The following is a 16,392-nucleotide window of genomic DNA, read 5'->3' on the forward strand; positions in this document are numbered from 1 at the left end:
AAGTATGTCGAATACGTCACAGCGACTGTTTCCCATGAATTAGGACACATCACCAAGGGCTACCTCAGCGTCGTGCCCACGCCGCCGGATCGCTGGTCAGGTCGAAGATGAGCGCCGGCAGGTCGTCGTCGGCGATGTCCGCCAACGAGACGGCCTCCAGAACGGCGCGCATGTTCGATCGCACAGCAAGCCACACCAACCGAAGCGGTTCAGCAGGACCGGGATAGTCGACATCCTCCGGGCGCTGGCCACGCACCGACGCCAACGGGCCTTCGACCGCTCGAATGACATCGGCGACGGAAATTTCCGCGGGCGGACGGGCCAACCAGTAGCCGCCGTCCGGGCCACGCCTGCTGCGCACCAAATCGGCTCGCCGAAGATCGGCGAGAACGGACTCCAAGAACTTGTGCGGGATGTTCTGCGCCGTCGCCAGTGCCTCCGCCTTCCCCGGAACTCCGCCGGCCGCCGCGAGCTCGAGGAGCGTCCGCACGGCATAGTCCGCCTTGGCGGTAATGTGCACCGTCGGTCCCTTCGTAGGATGTCCCTAATTCCTATCATTGGAATAGGAAATGAGCCAGTTCCTTGCGGATTGAGCGGACACCCTTTTTGGAGCGGACACCCTCTTGGAGCGGACACCCTTTTTGGTAAGCCCGCACCGCTTCTCGCACGTGAATACGGGGGCTTGCTTGGTAAAAACGGTGCGCGCTTATACCGTCCAGCAGGCTGCGATCCTGTCGAGCACGCCGACGAACTGGTGCCCACCCGACCTGTGCTCGTGAACCATCGCCGAGGGCAGGCGGGCCGAGTGCAACTTCAGGTGGGTAAACGGCACGATCTCGTCGTCGCGGCAATGGTGCAGCGACAGCGCCACTCGGGGTTCCGGTCCAGTGAACGCATAGTCCTCGACGTCCCAGCCTTTCGACGTCCAGTCCGGCATTGCCAGCAGCACAGCATTCGACGGTATCGCCCGACGCTTCTCCGCAAGCACACGTAGCAGGATCGATGCGCCGAAAGAATGCGCGACGACGCTATCCCCGGACTTCATCGCGTCCATACACCTGCGAACAATCGTGGCCCATCCCTCGAACGACATGTCTTCGTCCGGGATGTGCAGCATCTCCATGGCGCACCCGAGTCTCAGCGCAAGTCCTTCCGCTATCGGTCGATCGTCGATGAATCCGCCGGCGCCATGAAAAAAGAGCAATCGACGCATGAAGAGTCCTCCTTGAATCTGGTTGTTCCAGAGGGCAGACCAGGACGGTCGAATGGATTCATCGGTCTGCCTCAGGCACCGCTCGAAGGGAACCGATTCTGCCTCGGCTGCGTCTAATCTGTCGACGGAACAATCAAGGGGGGATCGATGCGACGCGGAATGCTGGCGACAGCCGCTGCCCTGACCCTCCTCACCGGCTGCGGCCAACCCGTCGAAGGCACCCCAGTCGCCGGCGAACCCTCGCTGGCAAACCAGTTCGACCCCTGCACCATCCCCGACGACGCCATCGCACGAACCGGACTCGACCCGCAATCCGAGAGGGAAGGGCTGGGCCCGGGCACGTCTACAAGGGAATGGAAAATGTGCGGATGGAACGGTCCGACTGGAAACACTTGGTACTCATATCAAATTCAGTTTTCACAAAGGTTCACGCTCGAGGATGTTCGAAAAAAAGCTGACAACACTGACTTCAGTGACATCACGGTCGGCAGACGGACCGCTCTGCAGTACCGCTTGCAAGCCACAGATGCGCTCGGCATATGCAATCTCGCATTCGACACCAACGAGGGGTTGGCACAGATCTTCGCCCTTAGCCACAGTGTGACCGATACAAAAAATGGTGACCTATGCGAGATAGTTTTTCGCCACACCGAAGATATCGAGCAGTTCCTACCACCGTCCTGAGCAGTGAACGTAACCGAGGAGACCCCATGAGCCCACCACCGATTGGGATTGATCTGCTCAGTCACTGGCAAGATCTAGCACTTGCTGCCAATGTGGGGGACCTGATTCTCGAAGAGGACGCCGCACGACTCTGCGACAGCGCGTGCAATGAATACCTGGCGACACTGAACGCCTTGAAAATTGACGCAGGCGGGCTTGGAAATATCAAAGGCATGGGTGACTTCGAATCCGGCATAGCGCTGGCGCGAAAGTTTTCGCTGAAGGCAGTGGGCGGTGACAACAACCTCGTCGACGTCTTGGACAGCCACATCCTTGTGGTCGAATCCATGCAAACTGTCTTCCGCAAGTTCATCGTCAGCACTGCCGCAACCGACGGCGAGAACGCGGCGAGTATCGACGGACCAAAGTAAAGGTCGACGCACTTGATAGCGCGGGCGAAACAGTGTTCTCTCAGTGCCGTTGAACGATATTGAAGACGTTCCCATCTGGTGCCCGGACGAAGAATCGCGTCACTCCCCAGGGTTAGGTGGTCAACGGGTGCACGATGTCGTACCCATTCTCCTTCGCCTCGGCGAGGGCCTCGTCGATGTCGTCGACCATGATCGAGACGACGGGGTTGGCGGAGGCAGACTCGTCGTGCGTAAGGATTTGGATGTGGGCGCCGGTGCTCGGCGAGGTGTACCTGGCGACCCATCCCAAATTGAACTCTTCGACGCTCAGGCCGAGGTAGTCGGTGTAGAAGCTACGAGCCTCGCCCATATCGGGTACCGCAATATCGGCGATGATATCGGTGACTTTCATGTGAATGTCCTCCATGAGGTGATCTTCCGTCCCCAAACCCTGCCACGAGGCTGGCGTACATGATCGACGTTCCTCGAATCGGTGTTCTAAGTGCTGAAGTTGATCAGAAAGTCCACGGATCCGGTTGCTTCGACTGTCACGAATCCTAGTGATGACGGTTCGATTCCGTAGTCGCTCCACGTCGTCGGGATACTTCCCGACGCGATCAGCGAATCACCGGATTGCAGTACCTCCATCCGAACCGAGACCTTCCGAGACTTGTCTTTGAGCGTCAGAGTGCCTTCCGCCGTGACGGTTTCGGTTGTTCCATCTTTTGGGAGTGTCGAGAGGTCGATGGGTGAATCGATGGTGAACGTTGCCGTCGGGTAGGTGGACGTGTCGAAGATGTTTCCGCGGAACTGGCTGTCGCGTCGCCCACTGTCGGTGCTGATCGAATTCGTCTGCACTACAACCCCACCCGCGGTGAGAAAATTGTCGGCGATGGTGACGCTGCCGCTTACTTCGGTGGTCGAACCTACAACGGTGACGTCGGCCCCGTTGAGGACCTCCTTGACGGTGTATCCCGCGGCCGTCGTGTTCGCCGCGTCTCCCACGACCACCGTCCACTGTCCGTCGATGTCGTCGGTCGATGCGGCCTGCGCTTCGGAGGTGGACACGGGAGCTGCAGGGGCGTCGTCCTCGGCGAAAACTTCGCCGCAGATCCAGGGCCCGGCGAGAATTACTGGGGCCACTACCCCGAGTGCATTCCACCGTTTGTTGGTCATGGCCCGATGCTATTTGCACCTTCGAGTCGATGGTTCGACTAGCGCCTGGCAAGTTACCGAGAGACTTTTCCGTCTCGGCCGGCAGGGCTCGGTCTGGATAGCCGTACCAAAACTCCTCCCGAACTGGAATGCTGGTATTCGACGATCAAGGTGGTGGCGCGTATGCCGGACGAAGTACGACTGACCAACCTCGCTGCCGGCATGGCGGTGACAGCAGCAGGTGCCGTACGCGGATCCTTGCGCATGCTGACCCGGCTCCCCGGCCTGTCCGGACCTGCCGAGGCACTGTCCGTACGCGGCGAGCGAGCGGTGGCCGCCGCCGCTGTAGTCGTGGACGCGCTGATTCGTGTCACGATCACCAAGGTGGTCGCCGCTGCCCTGGACGAGATCGATCTGACGCGGCTCATCCGGGAGAACGTCGATATCGATGCCATCGTCGAGGGCGTCGACCTCGACCGAGCTGTCGCGAGAGTAGATCTCGACAGTGTGGTCGCACGAGTGGACCTCGACAAGGCCGTGGCGCGGGTCGACATTGCCGCCGTCATCGGTCGAGTCGATCTCGATGCCATCATCGACACCGTCGACCTCGATCGCGCCGTCGCGCGAGTGAACCTCGATTCCGCGATCGCCAAAGTGGACCTGATCGCTCTGGCGAACTTCGTGATCGAGGGCGTCGACCTGCCGGATATCATTCGCGAGTCCACGGGATCACTGTCGGCCGAGGCTGTGCGAGGAGTCCGCAGTCAGGGAATGCAAGCCGATGATGCAGTGACACATTTCGTCGGACGGCTGTTCGGACGCGATCAAGGTCCGGCGACCCCATGAGCCATCCGCAACCTTCACTCGAGGACATGCGGGCGGCCGGGATCGTCACGCGCGGAGTTGCAGCGTTGATAGATCTAGCCGTCGTCGGGGTGCTGATGGGATCGGTGTACGTCGGTTCCCTCTTCATACAGCTGTTGTTCAGTCCTCAATCCTTCAGCTTCCGGTCTCCTGCGGTATTCCTGTCGATTTCGGCCTTTCTTGCGTTGTCGATCGGCTATCTGACGCTGTGCTGGGCGACGACCGGTCGTACGGTCGGCGCACTTCTGATGGGTGTCCGACTGGTCTCTCCTCGTCACAGAGTGCTGCGGTGGCCGTTGGCGGCGTTACGGGCCGTGCTCTGCGTCGTGTTCGCCTTCGGCCTGTTGTGGGCGGCTGTCGACGGGCGCAGGCGCTCGCTGCAGGACATCGTGCTGCGCACCTCGGTGGTGTACGACTGGCAGCCGAACGCCGCGTTGGTCGACCCGCACGCGGCTACTGGAGAATAGGGACATGGACCCGATCGAAGCACTCCGCGAGATCGCCTACTGGCTCGAACGCTCACGCGCAGACACGCACCGCGTCAAGGCATATCGACGGGCAGCCGACGTCGTGGAATCGTTGGACGAAGCTGCGCGTTCAGAGCGCAACAGAACCGACTCGTGGTCCGCCCTGCCGGGGATCGGTGCAAAGACTTCCCTCATCATCCGGCAGGCCGCCGCAGGAGAGGTCCCAGAATATCTCGAGGAGAAGCGCGCCGAGGCCCAACCGATCGGTGAGAACGATCTACGTGCCGCGCTGCGTGGTGATCTGCACGCCCATTCGAACTGGTCCGACGGCGGAAGCCCGATCGAGGAGATGATGCGAACGGCGCGCAGTCTCGGCCACGAGTACTGCGCGCTGACCGACCATTCGCCGAGACTCACTGTCGCGCACGGACTGACCGCCGAGCGCTTGCGCCGTCAACTCGACGTCGTCGCCGAACTCAACGAGCAGCTGGCGCCGTTCCGTATCCTTACCGGGATCGAGGTCGACATCCTCGACGACGGTAGCCTCGACCAAGACGAAGGGCTACTCGCCGAGCTCGATATCGTTGTTGCAAGCGTGCATTCGAACCTTCGTGCCGACTCGGACACCATGACGCGGCGGATGGTCAACGCAATCGCCAACCCCCACGTCGATGTGCTCGGTCACTGCACCGGCAGGCTCGTCGAGGGCGGGCGCGGCACTAGACCGGAATCGAAATTCGACGCCGAGGTGGTGTTCGAAGGCTGTAAACAGTTCGGCACTGCGGTCGAGATCAACGCTCGGCCAGAACGCCAGGACCCGCCCGAGCGGCTCATCGACATCGCTCTCGAACGCGACTGCCTGTTCTCCATCGACACCGACGCCCATGCGCCGGGCCAATTGGATTGGCAGGGTTACGGATGCATTCGAGCAGAGAATCAGGGAGTGCCGGCCGAACGCATCATCAATACTTGGCCACTCGGGGAGCTTCTAGCCTGGGCCGGTGGTAGTCGGTGAGATTCGGCCGAACCCTCACTTGCATAACGACACTCGCTCTTCTATCCGGATGCGCCTCCACCCGGCAGCCCCCAGCGCCGCAGACACTTCCAACACCATCGCCCGCGTTGGTTCCCGCGCTATCCGATCCACCGATCAGACTTGCGTACGGTTCGGACAAAGACAACATCGGCGACCTCTATCTCCCCGACAACGGCGTCGACGGGCTCCCCGTTGTAGTCATGGTCCATGGCGGCGGTTGGCAGACGAAGTACGACATGACGTACTTCGCTCCCATTTCACAGGCCATTGCCGATCGCGGAATCGCGGTGTGGAACATCGAGTATCGCCGCGGCGTCGACTGGCGGGACACCCTCGCCGACGTCGACAACGCAACCGAAGCACTGGCGAACACCGTTCAGGAAGCCGCCGGCGGTCGATTGGATCTTGACCGCGTGCAGGTTGCGGGGCACTCCGCGGGCGGGCAACTCGCGGCATGGATCGCCGGCCGGCACACACTCGACGCCTCCGCGCCGGGGGCGCAGCCACGCGTCCGTCCAGCCAGCGCGACGATCATGGCCGGCGTACTCGACATGGCGCGGGCAGCGAACATCGGCAACGACAGGTTCGTACCCGCATTCCTCGGGGGCATGCCCGACCAGGTGCCAGACCGGTATCGCATCGCGTCGCCGATCGAGCATCTTCCGACCGACGTCGCGGTCACCGCAATTCACGGGGACAGCGACGCTACCGTGTCGGTGAATCAAAGCAAGGTGTACGTCGAGGCCGCTCGGTCGGTGGGAGATTCTGCCGAGCTCGAAATTCTGCCCGGCCTGGGTCATAGTGACTTCGTCGATCCCACGTCCGTGGCGTGGTCGACTTCGATCGACACCATCGCCGAACACGCTGCATCGTTGGACTGATCGAGCCGCTCCCCTGGTACATACTTTGCTCATGATGCGGATGATGTGGCTCGGCGTGCTCTCGGTCCTTGTTCTCACCGGTTGCAGTTCGGAGGCGTCGAACTCGTCGAGCGAGGCATCGGCTCCGGCTACCTCGGCGAAATCTTCCGCAACTGCGCCTGCATCCTCGGTTCCCGTTCGCCCCTCGGCCGCAGCGGATGCTCCCACGCTCGCAACGCCACCGCCCTCCCTCGAGCCGCTACCCGAGGACGCGCGAGCAGATCCACCCCCCGTCGCGACACCGCGCGGATCCCCCGAGCCGATGCCAGCACCGGAGGCGAACGTGGCTCTACCGCCGGAAGGAACGGATATGCCGCATGGCGAAGCGTTGTACCTCGACATCTGTCAGCGCTTTCTTCCCGCGATCGATGCGTTGGAGTCGACAGGCGCGGCTAGCCGGGAACAGTCCGTCGTGGGGATGAGAGGAAAAATGGAATCGAATCCGAGCTGGTCGACCGTGTCGGTAGAGGATCAGCAGGAAATTGAGCGCGGACTCAGTGCCGCTGGAAACGGAAGTTGCTGAACGCAGCTGCCGTTTCCAAGCGTCGTGACCGCTGGGCTCACCGGTACTCAGATGTAGAGACGACGGACGAACAATTCGATGTTCTCCCTCACTCGCCCCGCGCGCTCTTCTGGAGTGAGGTTCTCGCGGTATCGATTGCCCAGCGCCGGGGTCTTTTTACCTCTCGCGTACAGCGAGCACGCGAGATCGGTGCACATGTAGGTGCCGACAGTGTTGCCGCGTCGACCTGATTCGCCGACCTTTTTCGCCGTCATCAGCAACACGTTCCCCCGCGAATGCGTGGTTGTGCAGATAGTGCACATCTGCGCTCGATCGGATCCTGTTGTCTCGTAACGCAACGCGATGCCGATGACACCTGCTGGACGGGGAACGACGAGGTAGCCCCGGCCCGCGTACGAGCTATCGGTCCATCCGAGGAAATCCAGTTCTTCCCAACACTTTTCGTCGAGGTCACGTGGGACGCTCATCCGCTTCGTGTCGCCCTTGGAACAATTGACGAATGACGCGCGTATGTCCTGTTCGGTGACAGGGTCCATGGTGATATCACTCCTTGGTAAGTGTCGGCCAATGTTCGAGTGCGTGGTGAAGCACGTCGAGCACCCTTTTCCACGAGTCCTCGGACTCACGCGGGGTGTAGGCGAAACCACCCGCAGCCTCGAGCGCGATGAAACCGTGAAACGTACTGCCCAGCAGCCGGACCGCATCGGTCTCGTCCGGTTCGGCGAGAGCGTAGGCACGTAAGACAGCACGCGACATGGCCGAATGCCGTCGGGCATCACTGGCCGCTGCCACGTCCGGGTCGAGGTCGAATTGCGTCGAAGCGTAGCGGCCCGGATGCTCCCTGGCGTAGTCGCGGTAGGCGTTCGCGAATGCGACGAGTGCGTCCTTGCCCGCCCTGCCGGCCAAGGCGTCGGAGACACGGTCTGCGAGCTCGGACAACGACGCCACGGATACCCGCTGGCGCAAATCTCGCAGGTTCTTAATATGCGAGTACAGGCTCGCATCCTTGACGCCGAAAGAGCGGGCCACTGCGAGCACTGTCACGTTCTGGAAACCGATCTCGTCGGCCATGTCGGCCGCAACCTCGGTCAAGCGAGAAAGCGTCACCCCTGCGCGTGCCATCGGACCCCTCCATGCTTGCTGCCATAGTTCTTTAGCTAGCCACTCTAGGAATAGTAGAGCAATGCCTCGCTACGATCCACCGATTTCCGGGAGCTGTGGCTGCGGTGCACATCATGAAGACATCAAAAAACTCCCCACCTGCGTGATGCAGGTGGGGAGTTCTGGCGGTGGCGGAGGGATTTGAACCCTCGGACGGGGGTTACCCGTCACGCGCTTTCGAGGCGCGCTCCTTAGGCCGCTCGGACACGCCACCGCGGAAAACTGTACCGCAGTGACGGCGCGACACTAAATCGCCAGCTCAGCGTTGCTGGATCAGTGTCCGGTGAGCTTGTCCTTGATGTTGGAGGCTGCGTCCTTGACCTTCTCCGCGCCGTCCTTGACTGCGGAAGAAACCTGATCGCCCTTGCCCTCGTTTTCGAGGTCCTTGTTTCCGGTGGCCGAACCGGCAGCTTCCTTTGCCTTGCCGCCCAGATCCTCGGTCTTGTTCGAGATCTTGTCGTCGAGTCCCATTAGTGCCTCCTAGGCAATGGAGTTACCGAGCGCGGGTACCGCGCCCCTTGCTCCGAAGGCTTATCCCATGGGTGCGGGCGTTAAACATGAGAAATTCATAAGCGTTCACGGGCGAAGAATTCACGCAGGGTGGCAGCGCACTCCGCTTCGAGAATCCCACCGCGGACGTGCGGTCGGTGAGTGAGCCGTCGGTCTCGAACGACATCCCACAGCGATCCGACGGCACCCGTCTTCGGTTCCCACGCCCCGAAGACAACCCTTTCGACACGAGCCAGGACCAGCGCGCCGGCGCACATCGTGCAGGGTTCCAGGGTCACGGCCAGCGTGCACCCTTCGAGCCGCCACCCGTCGCCGTGCACAGCGGCGGCCGCCCGCAGCGCCAGAATCTCGGCATGAGCCGTCGGGTCCCCGGTGGACTCGCGCGCATTCGCGGCACGGGCCAGTTCGCGTCCGTCGGCGTCGAAGATCACTGCGCCGACCGGAACGTCACGATCGGACGCATCCCCCGCAGCGGCCAGTGCCGCTCGGATCAGATCCTGGTCGACCACGCCGGACTACCGAGGAAACTTGTCCAGAACGGCCGCGAGTTCGTCGGGGAAGCCGAGTCGCTCTGCGATCGAACCGAGCTGCTCGTCCGGATAGAGATCGGTTTCGGCCACGATGATGCCCAGGACCGCTTCAGGCAGGCCTAGATCGGCCAGCAACGCAAGATTGCCTTCTTCCCAGGGCTCGATGTCATCGAGGTCATCCGGGTCGATATCGGGGATATCGACGTTGAGTGCGTCGAGTACCTCGGCAGCGATGTCGTAGTCGATCGCAGCGGTGGCATCGGAGATCAGCAAATGAGTGCCCGACGGCGCGGGCCGGAGGATGACGAAGAACTCGTCGTCGATGTCGAGTAGCCCGAATACCGCACCCGAGCTGCGCATCTCCCGTAGTTCGGTTTCCGCCGCCGACAACGACGTCAGTGCCGACATCGGTAGCGGTGTCACTCTCCACTTGCCGTCTTCCCGGACGACGGCAACGCCGAAGCCGTCCAGGTCGTCGTAACTGTTGTCATCCGGACCGTCGTCGTTCTTCGCCTTGGCGGAGTTGTTGCTCCCGCGCTGTGCAGCCATGCGCGCAACGGTAGTCGTGAGGACCACCGAAACTGAAGTCCGCCGTCAAGACGCCGTTTCGAACGGTGTGTCAATCTGTTCGGGTGACTACTGCCCCTGTGTGCGTTCTCGGACTCGGCCTGATCGGTGGATCGGTTCTGCAAGCTGCCGTTCGAGGTGGCCGGATCGCATGGGGATACAACCGGTCCGCTGACGCGATCGCCGGTTCCGTCGAAGCCGGCTACGACACCGATACCGATCTGACCGCGGTGCTCACCCGTGCCGCCGAGTCCGGTGCGCTGATCGTCATCGCGGTCCCGATGCCCGCCGTCGATTCAATCCTCGCCGCCATCGCAGAGCACGCACCCAACAATGCGCTCACCGACGTCGTCAGCGTCAAAGCCGAGGTAGCGGCGGCGGTGTCGCGACGGGATTTGTCGGAGCGGTACGTAGGTGGGCATCCCATGGCCGGCACCGACCAGTCGGGTTGGTCCGCCGCCGATCCGGAACTGTTCCGCGACGCGGTCTGGGCTGTCGGCGTCGACGACGGCGTCGATCCGCAGGTGTGGCGTGAGGTGGCATCGCTGGCACTCGACTGCGGTTCGGTCGTCGTACCCGTCGAAAGCGGTGAGCACGACCGCGCTGTCGCCCGGATCTCACATCTTCCGCATCTCCTGGCCGAGACGCTCGCCCTCGTCGGGGCCTCCGGCAGCCCGCTGGCGTTGGGTCTGGCAGCAGGTTCGTTTCGTGACGGAACGCGCGTCGCGTCGACGGCACCGGCTCTGGTCAGTGCGATGTGCGAAGCGAACTCCGCCGCCCTCACCGAAGCGCTCGACGAAGCGATCGACCTGCTGACCCGGGCCCGCGAGGAACTGGCGACGGACGGGTCGACGCGCACGCTCGTGACAGCCGGGCATCGCGCGCGCACCCTCTACGAAGAGCATCAGCGATTCGACATCACCGGCATCGAACCGGGTGATGATCAGTGGCGCGAAAAATTCGGCTCCGCGGGAAGAAAAGGCGGCGTGATCCGTCAGATCCGCTCGGCAAGCCCCGGGTAGTCGAGTACGAACCCATCGGAATCGACCTTCAGTGTGGATGTCGAGACCGGTGAAAGAACGTGAATGCCGTCGGCGCCACTGCTGTAGGTGAGTTCGGCTTGCTGGATGGTCAAGTCGAGCAAGTTGACGTAGATCACGGGAACCTGCACGTCGGAGGCATCGGTGTGCAACTCGAGCCGACGGATCGGCAGCGTATTGAAGAACGGGCTGAATACGACGTCGACATCGAGCGCACCGTTGTAGGTGGACCGCTGATGGTTGGACGAGTTCTCGATCATCCAGTAGCCCTCGTTGTCGCGACTCACCGAAGCCTGCTTCTCGCCGCCCGCGACGAACGTTCGCAGCGAGAGCCTGCGAGTGATGCCGTTTTCGTCGGTCACCAGGTCGTACGACGCGCTGAATGCGGGATGCTCCGCGCAGGCACCGCCGATGATCCGGCCGGCGGCCTTGATGCGATTGCCGCTCAGTTGGACGCGTACCGACTCCATCCGGGGAGCGTCGTGTGCTCGCCAGGTCAAGATGGCGGGGAAGGCCTGCGTCGGCGAGCCCAGAAGGTCTGGAGCAGAGCCCGCGGAAGGACCTGTGTTTGCTGGGGGGGAAGCGCGTTGTTCACCCGGGGCTGGAGTGGTCACCCGACTACGGTAAGCGACAGAGACTCCTGTAGAACAAGCGGTGGCGACTTTTCTCTTCTGAGTCCGGCTGACGGACTCCCGCTTCACTGGTTTCCGGCGTCGTAATCTTACATTTCGGGCATGTTCGTGGTGGTGTCGATTACATCGGACCGGATGTTCGAAACTCCTCACTTTCATTAAGGTTGTCGTCGTGACTGCAGGTGACTTCGATTTCGCGCACTCCGAGCAGGCTGCGAAAAGTAGACGAGACAAGGCGACAGCTCTCGCACGTTTCGTCTGGGAACGCGGCATCGACGCCGGAGAGCTTCTCGGGCTGACCGACGCCGCTCGACGCAAGCTCGCCCGAGCAGCCGACATTTCGCCGCCGAGCACGATGGAGACGTGGACCATTGCGGCCGAGTTGGTGGAATCCAAGTGCGCGTGGGCGCTCGCGAACCCGAACCATCCCGCGGCCGAGCCGCAGCATGCCGACGAGAAGATCATGTGGGTGAAACCGCCGATCACGCCATGGACCTAGGTCGGGCCGGAGCTCAATACTCCTCGAACGCGGTCGCCTGAGCACGTTGTGTGGCCGTGGCCTGAATATTCAGCCCGGTGCACCAACTCGGATACACCCGGAACCCCCGCTTGCCCGGCCGCTTCCCTGAGGTGATGGCGAGGACGGATAGATGCGCGCAGGTGAATCGAAACACGCCGCGTCGGCCCTGTTGTTCCACGAAGACAAGCAGGCCCGCGGTGAGATCGTCATCACCGAACGGCATCGTCGTTCCATCGGTGTCTCGCTGCCAGAAGCTGACGAAAGCACCCGGCTTGGTCGGAGTGTTTCGCGCAGTCCGGATATGCCACGCCTCGTCGCAGATCTGGGCAATGCCCGACTCGTAGTCACTGTTGTGCATCTCGGGAGTCACCGCAACGGTCAACCCCACCTCGGCTGCATAGGCCTCGAACGCACTGAATTGCACGCAGCCAAGCTATCTCACCCGTGACGCCATGAACTTGGGCCGCGTCGCGGACTAGACGAGGCTGGTTTCCCACGCATCGTGCAATTCGGCGAACCTGCCGTGCCGGGCGATGAGTTGATCCGGAGTCCCATCCTCGACGATGTTGCCGTTCTCCATCACCAGGACGCGATCGGCGATCGCGACTGTCGACAAGCGGTGCGCGATGATCAACGCGGTCCGCCCCCGCAGAATCGTTTCGAGGGCGCGCTGGACCAACCGTTCGCTCGGGATGTCGAGGCTCGAGGTCGCCTCGTCGAGGACGATCACCGCTGGCGCGGCGAGGAACACTCGGGCGAACGCGACGAGTTGCCGCTGCCCCGAACTGAGCCTGCCCCCTCGTTTACGGACGTCGGTGTCGATTCCGTCGGGAAGTGTGGCAATGAACTCCGTGAGCCCGACGGCATCTGCTGCTGCCCGCACGTCCTCGTCGGTGGCGGTGGGCCTGCCGAGTCTGATGTTGTCGGCCACCGAGCCGGAGAACAGGAACGATTCCTGGGTCACCATGACGATGTGCTCGCGCATGTTCTCGTCGTCGAGTCTGCGTAGGTCCGCTCCGTCGAGGCTGACCGTGCCCTCCGTCGGATCGTAGAAGCGTGCGAGAAGCTTTGCGAGAGTGGACTTTCCTGCACCGGTTGCGCCAACCATCGCGACGACCTGTCCGGCCGGTACGTGCAACGAGAATTCCGGCAGCACCACGCGGTCCGTGTTGTACGCGAACCGAACATGGTCGAAGTCGATGTCTCCCTGCGCGGAGCGGAGCAACACCGGATCTTCGGGCGTCTGCACCGACGGCTCTTCCTCGAGCACTCCGGAGATCTTCTCGAGTGCAGCCGCTGCGGACTGATACGAGTTGAACACCTGCGCCAACTCATCCAACGGTCCGTAGAACCGGCGCAGATACAGCACATACGCTGCGAGCACACCGATGTCCATGTGGCCGTTGATTACTCGATAACTACCGAACACCACGATGATCACGAGCGTGAGATTGCCGATCCACCGAACGATGCCGGTATAGCTCGCCATTCCGCGCAACGCAGACGTCGTAGCGTCTCGGTACTCACTGTCCCCTGCCTCGAGGATCGCATCGTTGCGCTGCTCCCGGCGGAAGACCTGCACCGCGCGAATGCCACCCATCGACTCGACGAAATGAACGACGACCTTTGCAATGGCTACCCGTGTGCGTCGATATCCGGTGCGCTGCTTGCGCTGCGACCACCGCGTCACCAGAACCAGCGGTACGAAGCCTGCCAGCACCACAAGCGCAAGCGGCACATCGAGATACACCAGAATGACCGCGATGGTGACGATCGACAGAACCGCGGACAAGGCGTCGTTCAAAGCACTTTCGAGCAACGTCTGAAGCGATTCCACATCGCTGGTCAATCGCGAGATGAGCCGGCCCGAGGTGTACTTCTCGTGGAACGACAAGCTCAACTGCTGCGCGTGCGCGAATACACGTTTACGCAGATCGAACAGGATCGATTGACTGAGCCGCCCGGACACGATCAGAAACGTGTACGTGGTGATCGCACCGAGAACACCGAATCCGATGTAGCCCAGCACCGTCCACACCAGCGGCATCCAGCGGCCGTCCTGTGCAGCGGAGATCTCGTTGTCGAGCGCGTACGCGATGAACAGTGGCCCGGCGACGAACGCCAGGTTGTCCACGATGATGACCGCCAGCGCCAGCAGCGCCTGTTTCTTGTACGGCCGAACCAATGACGCCAACAGTCGACGAGACCGCGCCGCCAGAACCAGGTTGCCCGTCGAATCGACGTCGGAATCCTCGTTTCCGACGCCGCGCCAGTCACTTACCTTCTGTGGTTCAGCCATCGATCGAACCCATGACGTGGCGATACCTCGGCGACGACGCCAGCAGATGCTCGTGCGTTCCCTGCTCCACAATTCTTCCGTTCTCCAGATACAGCACTCGATCCGCGAGCGCAGCAGTCGACGGCCGGTGCGCGACCAGCAACGTCGTCGAATGAGTCAGGACGCGCCGTAGATCGTGCTGAACCAAAGCCTCGGTGTTGACGTCCAGGGCCGAGAGCGGGTCGTCGAGCACGAGAATTCGCGGCTTGCCGAGCACTGCCCGCGCCAGGGCCAATCGCTGACGCTGCCCACCGGACAGGCTCATCCCCTGTTCCCCGATGCGAGTGTTCAGCCCCCAGGGCAGCTGATCCACGAACTCGACGGCGTGAGCGATCTGCAACGCTTCCTCGACATCGAGATCCGATGCCTCCAGCCGGCCGAGCGCAATGTTCTCGCGCACGCTCGCCGAGAACAGGACCGGATCCTCGAACGCCACCGACACCACCGAGCGCAGGTCCTCGAGCGCCAACGTCCTGATGTCGATACCGTCGATGGTGATCGCACCCGCCGTCACGTCGTACAGTCGCGGCACCAGATTGGTCAGCGCAGTCTTCCCACTACCCGTCACCCCGACGAGCGCGACCGTCTCACCCGGTTCGATCCGGAAGTCGACATCGGTCAGCAGCGGTGCCGACGCGTCGGGAAACGTGAAGCCGACGCCGTGGAACGCCAACGCTCCATGCACATCTTTCGAAAGTGGCACCGGAGCAACAGGTTCACTGATCGTCTCGGGTGTGTCCATGATTTCCCAGTAACGATCCGCGGCCGTGCGTGCATTGTTCAGCTCGGCGAGCAAAAATCCGAACGATTCGATCGGCCACAGCAGGAAAGAAACGATGGCCATCAACGCGACCAACATTCCTGCTGTCATCGTGCCCGCCACGATCGAGTAGGTCCCGAAGGCGAGCATCAGCCCGATTCCGATCGGCGGGATGCCGACGATCAGCGACCACAGGATCGCGAGATATCGAACCTTCCGCAGTTCGGTGCCGCGAAGCGTCGACGCTTCGGAAAGGAATCTTCGACCCAGATGCGCGCTCCGGCCGAAGGCCTTGAGCACTCGGATGCCCTGAATGGATTCCTCGACGGTCGTCGTGACGTCGCCTGCCTGATCCTGAGCATCGCGCGCGAGAACGCGATAGAGCGACTCGAACCGTGCGCAGATGATCACGAGCGGAACAGTTGTCACGGCCATGATGAGACCGAGCTGCCAGGACTGCACGAACAGCACGCCCAGCCCGACGACCAGCGTCACCGTGTTGATGATCAAGAAGGGACCGATGAAGGCGACGAACCGCCGTAGTGCCGACAGGTCCGCTATCGCACGTGAGAGCAACTGTCCGGAATCCCAGCCTTCGTGCGCAGACACCGACAGCCGCTGCAACTTCTCGAAGACCGTTGCCCGTGCCGAAATTTCGAACTGACTCGACGGCCCCGACACCAGATAGCGTCGAATCCAAATACCCACGGCATCGATCGTCCCCAGCAGCAGGATCAATGCCGCAGGCCACCACACGCCCGCGACGTTGCCCTCGGTGATGGGCCCGTCGATGACACCCTGGATCACGAGTGGAATCGCCAGCCCAGTGAGAGTCGCCACCAACGACACGGCGATCGAGACGAAAAAATACCACCGATACGGTGCGATGAACGGCAGAAATCGGGCCAACGAACTGCGTTCCTCAGGATTCGAGGACGAGAAATCCTCGGCCGTCTGCTGCGGTTCCAGCACACTTGTCGACACGTAATTCTTCCCTTCGCCTGTGGGAAATGCTGTCACCCGGCAGCTTCTGAGCCAACCGAATTTCTTGCCGTTGCATTCCGTGCGAAATTGGAAACGGGA

At 62.0% G+C, this 16,392-nt stretch carries 21 protein-coding genes, 1 tRNA gene and 1 pseudogene; 9 read left to right on the forward strand and 14 right to left on the reverse strand.

From position 1 onward, the window contains the following. Positions 1-64 precede the first annotated feature (64 nt). Entirely contained in the window at positions 65-520 is a 456-nt protein-coding gene (locus BJI47_RS04500; RefSeq protein ID WP_088942601.1) for an Rrf2 family transcriptional regulator, read from the reverse strand. 186 nt (positions 521-706) lie between these two features. After that, entirely contained in the window at positions 707-1,213 is a 507-nt protein-coding gene (locus BJI47_RS04505; protein WP_088942602.1) for an alpha/beta fold hydrolase, read from the reverse strand. Between the two features lie 147 nt (positions 1,214-1,360). Here BJI47_RS04505 and BJI47_RS04510 point away from each other — a divergent pair, with 147 nt between their 5' ends. Both BJI47_RS04510 and BJI47_RS04515 read left to right on the forward strand, forming a co-directional pair. Continuing rightward, the gene (locus BJI47_RS04510; protein WP_088942603.1) at positions 1,361-1,897 is read left to right on the forward strand and encodes a DUF3558 domain-containing protein; all 537 of its coding nucleotides are present in this window, start codon (positions 1,361-1,363) and stop codon (positions 1,895-1,897) included. A gap of 26 nt (positions 1,898-1,923) precedes the next feature. Beyond that, positions 1,924-2,307, forward strand: a complete 384-nt coding sequence (locus tag BJI47_RS04515) for a hypothetical protein (RefSeq protein WP_088942604.1) — start codon at positions 1,924-1,926, stop codon at positions 2,305-2,307. 40 nt (positions 2,308-2,347) lie between these two features. Here the strand turns inward: BJI47_RS04515 and BJI47_RS04520 are convergent. Together BJI47_RS04520 and BJI47_RS04525 are read right to left on the reverse strand one after the other, a co-directional pair. Next, positions 2,348-2,698 (reverse strand): annotated as a pseudogene (locus BJI47_RS04520) (VOC family protein). An 86-nt stretch (positions 2,699-2,784) separates the two neighbouring features. Beyond that, positions 2,785-3,462: a YceI family protein gene (locus tag BJI47_RS04525; protein ID WP_088942605.1), complete on the reverse strand. Its 678-nt coding sequence runs from the start codon at positions 3,460-3,462 to the stop codon at positions 2,785-2,787. Between the two features lie 162 nt (positions 3,463-3,624). Between BJI47_RS04525 and BJI47_RS04530 the strand changes: the two genes are divergently transcribed. From BJI47_RS04530 to BJI47_RS04550, 5 genes are all read left to right on the forward strand, one after another. After that, on the forward strand, positions 3,625-4,287 hold the full coding sequence (locus tag BJI47_RS04530; RefSeq protein ID WP_088942606.1) for a hypothetical protein: 663 nt from the start codon (positions 3,625-3,627) through the stop codon (positions 4,285-4,287). Then, complete coding sequence (locus BJI47_RS04535) at positions 4,284-4,772, forward strand: RDD family protein (RefSeq protein WP_088942607.1); 489 nt, start codon at positions 4,284-4,286, stop codon at positions 4,770-4,772. Before BJI47_RS04530 ends, BJI47_RS04535 begins: the two co-directional genes overlap by 4 nt. Before the next feature lie 4 nt (positions 4,773-4,776). Beyond that, complete coding sequence (locus tag BJI47_RS04540; RefSeq protein ID WP_088942608.1) at positions 4,777-5,787, forward strand: PHP domain-containing protein; 1,011 nt, start codon at positions 4,777-4,779, stop codon at positions 5,785-5,787. Between the two features lie 107 nt (positions 5,788-5,894). Continuing rightward, a complete protein-coding gene (locus BJI47_RS04545) occupies positions 5,895-6,689 on the forward strand; it encodes an alpha/beta hydrolase (RefSeq protein ID WP_254900385.1) in 795 nt (264 codons plus the stop codon). A gap of 31 nt (positions 6,690-6,720) precedes the next feature. After that, entirely contained in the window at positions 6,721-7,251 is a 531-nt protein-coding gene (locus tag BJI47_RS04550; RefSeq protein WP_088942610.1) for a hypothetical protein, read from the forward strand. A gap of 47 nt (positions 7,252-7,298) precedes the next feature. Here the strand turns inward: BJI47_RS04550 and BJI47_RS04555 are convergent, their stop codons facing one another. The 6 genes from BJI47_RS04555 to BJI47_RS04580 form a co-directional block, all read right to left on the reverse strand. Continuing rightward, positions 7,299-7,787, reverse strand: a complete 489-nt coding sequence (locus BJI47_RS04555) for an FBP domain-containing protein (RefSeq protein ID WP_088942611.1) — start codon at positions 7,785-7,787, stop codon at positions 7,299-7,301. Positions 7,788-7,794: 7 nt separating this feature from the next. Further along, a complete protein-coding gene (locus BJI47_RS04560) occupies positions 7,795-8,373 on the reverse strand; it encodes a TetR/AcrR family transcriptional regulator (RefSeq protein ID WP_088942612.1) in 579 nt (192 codons plus the stop codon). A 162-nt stretch (positions 8,374-8,535) separates the two neighbouring features. Further along, positions 8,536-8,626 (reverse strand) — tRNA-Ser (locus tag BJI47_RS04565). Between the two features lie 59 nt (positions 8,627-8,685). Continuing rightward, entirely contained in the window at positions 8,686-8,883 is a 198-nt protein-coding gene (locus BJI47_RS04570; RefSeq protein WP_088942613.1) for a CsbD family protein, read from the reverse strand. Positions 8,884-8,978: 95 nt separating this feature from the next. Beyond that, positions 8,979-9,431 carry a nucleoside deaminase gene (locus BJI47_RS04575; RefSeq protein ID WP_088942614.1) on the reverse strand — a complete coding sequence of 151 codons (453 nt, stop codon included), beginning with the start codon at positions 9,429-9,431 and terminating at the stop codon, positions 8,979-8,981. Positions 9,432-9,437: 6 nt separating this feature from the next. After that, on the reverse strand, positions 9,438-10,001 hold the full coding sequence (locus BJI47_RS04580) for a tRNA adenosine deaminase-associated protein (protein WP_088942699.1): 564 nt from the start codon (positions 9,999-10,001) through the stop codon (positions 9,438-9,440). Positions 10,002-10,084: 83 nt separating this feature from the next. On the opposite strand from BJI47_RS04580, the gene BJI47_RS04585 reads away from it, so the two are divergent. After that, positions 10,085-11,041, forward strand: a complete 957-nt coding sequence (locus BJI47_RS04585; protein WP_254900386.1) for a prephenate dehydrogenase — start codon at positions 10,085-10,087, stop codon at positions 11,039-11,041. On the opposite strand, the gene BJI47_RS04590 is transcribed toward BJI47_RS04585, so the two are convergent. Continuing rightward, complete coding sequence (locus tag BJI47_RS04590; RefSeq protein ID WP_254900393.1) at positions 11,014-11,529, reverse strand: putative glycolipid-binding domain-containing protein; 516 nt, start codon at positions 11,527-11,529, stop codon at positions 11,014-11,016. The two genes, BJI47_RS04585 and BJI47_RS04590, sit on opposite strands and share 28 nt — an antisense overlap. A gap of 334 nt (positions 11,530-11,863) precedes the next feature. On the opposite strand from BJI47_RS04590, the gene BJI47_RS04595 reads away from it, so the two are divergent. Further along, positions 11,864-12,190 carry a hypothetical protein gene (locus BJI47_RS04595; RefSeq protein WP_088942617.1) on the forward strand — a complete coding sequence of 109 codons (327 nt, stop codon included), beginning with the start codon at positions 11,864-11,866 and terminating at the stop codon, positions 12,188-12,190. Positions 12,191-12,203: 13 nt separating this feature from the next. Here BJI47_RS04595 and BJI47_RS04600 read toward each other — a convergent pair whose 3' ends face one another. The 3 genes from BJI47_RS04600 to BJI47_RS04610 are packed head-to-tail and all read right to left on the reverse strand — an operon-like array spanning position 12,204 to position 16,281. Continuing rightward, positions 12,204-12,635, reverse strand: a complete 432-nt coding sequence (locus BJI47_RS04600) for a MepB family protein (RefSeq protein WP_088942618.1) — start codon at positions 12,633-12,635, stop codon at positions 12,204-12,206. A 51-nt stretch (positions 12,636-12,686) separates the two neighbouring features. After that, on the reverse strand, positions 12,687-14,510 hold the full coding sequence (locus BJI47_RS04605) for an ABC transporter ATP-binding protein (RefSeq protein ID WP_088942619.1): 1,824 nt from the start codon (positions 14,508-14,510) through the stop codon (positions 12,687-12,689). Beyond that, positions 14,503-16,281 carry an ABC transporter ATP-binding protein gene (locus BJI47_RS04610; RefSeq protein WP_254900394.1) on the reverse strand — a complete coding sequence of 593 codons (1,779 nt, stop codon included), beginning with the start codon at positions 16,279-16,281 and terminating at the stop codon, positions 14,503-14,505. The genes BJI47_RS04605 and BJI47_RS04610 overlap by 8 nt, the downstream gene beginning before the upstream one ends. Between the last annotated feature and the right edge of the window lie 111 nt (positions 16,282-16,392).

Source organism: Rhodococcus sp. 1168 (assembly GCF_002091955.1).
Lineage (GTDB): Bacteria > Actinomycetota > Actinomycetes > Mycobacteriales > Mycobacteriaceae > Rhodococcoides.

Excerpts from the sequence above, each read along its gene's own strand:
- BJI47_RS04505 (WP_088942602.1), bottom strand. The coding sequence starts at position 1,213 with ATGCGTCGATTGCTCTTTTTTCATGGCGCCGGCGGATTCATCGACGAT.
- BJI47_RS04510 (WP_088942603.1), top strand. The coding sequence starts at position 1,361 with ATGCGACGCGGAATGCTGGCGACAGCCGCTGCCCTGACCCTCCTCACC.
- BJI47_RS04515 (WP_088942604.1), top strand. The coding sequence starts at position 1,924 with ATGAGCCCACCACCGATTGGGATTGATCTGCTCAGTCACTGGCAAGAT.
- BJI47_RS04525 (WP_088942605.1), bottom strand. The coding sequence starts at position 3,462 with ATGACCAACAAACGGTGGAATGCACTCGGGGTAGTGGCCCCAGTAATT.
- BJI47_RS04530 (WP_088942606.1), top strand. The coding sequence starts at position 3,625 with ATGCCGGACGAAGTACGACTGACCAACCTCGCTGCCGGCATGGCGGTG.
- BJI47_RS04535 (WP_088942607.1), top strand. The coding sequence starts at position 4,284 with ATGAGCCATCCGCAACCTTCACTCGAGGACATGCGGGCGGCCGGGATC.
- BJI47_RS04540 (WP_088942608.1), top strand. The coding sequence starts at position 4,777 with ATGGACCCGATCGAAGCACTCCGCGAGATCGCCTACTGGCTCGAACGC.
- BJI47_RS04550 (WP_088942610.1), top strand. The coding sequence starts at position 6,721 with ATGATGCGGATGATGTGGCTCGGCGTGCTCTCGGTCCTTGTTCTCACC.
- BJI47_RS04555 (WP_088942611.1), bottom strand. The coding sequence starts at position 7,787 with ATGGACCCTGTCACCGAACAGGACATACGCGCGTCATTCGTCAATTGT.
- BJI47_RS04560 (WP_088942612.1), bottom strand. The coding sequence starts at position 8,373 with ATGGCACGCGCAGGGGTGACGCTTTCTCGCTTGACCGAGGTTGCGGCC.
- BJI47_RS04570 (WP_088942613.1), bottom strand. The coding sequence starts at position 8,883 with ATGGGACTCGACGACAAGATCTCGAACAAGACCGAGGATCTGGGCGGC.
- BJI47_RS04580 (WP_088942699.1), bottom strand. The coding sequence starts at position 10,001 with ATGGCTGCACAGCGCGGGAGCAACAACTCCGCCAAGGCGAAGAACGAC.
- BJI47_RS04590 (WP_254900393.1), bottom strand. The coding sequence starts at position 11,529 with ATGGAGTCGGTACGCGTCCAACTGAGCGGCAATCGCATCAAGGCCGCC.
- BJI47_RS04605 (WP_088942619.1), bottom strand. The coding sequence starts at position 14,510 with ATGGCTGAACCACAGAAGGTAAGTGACTGGCGCGGCGTCGGAAACGAG.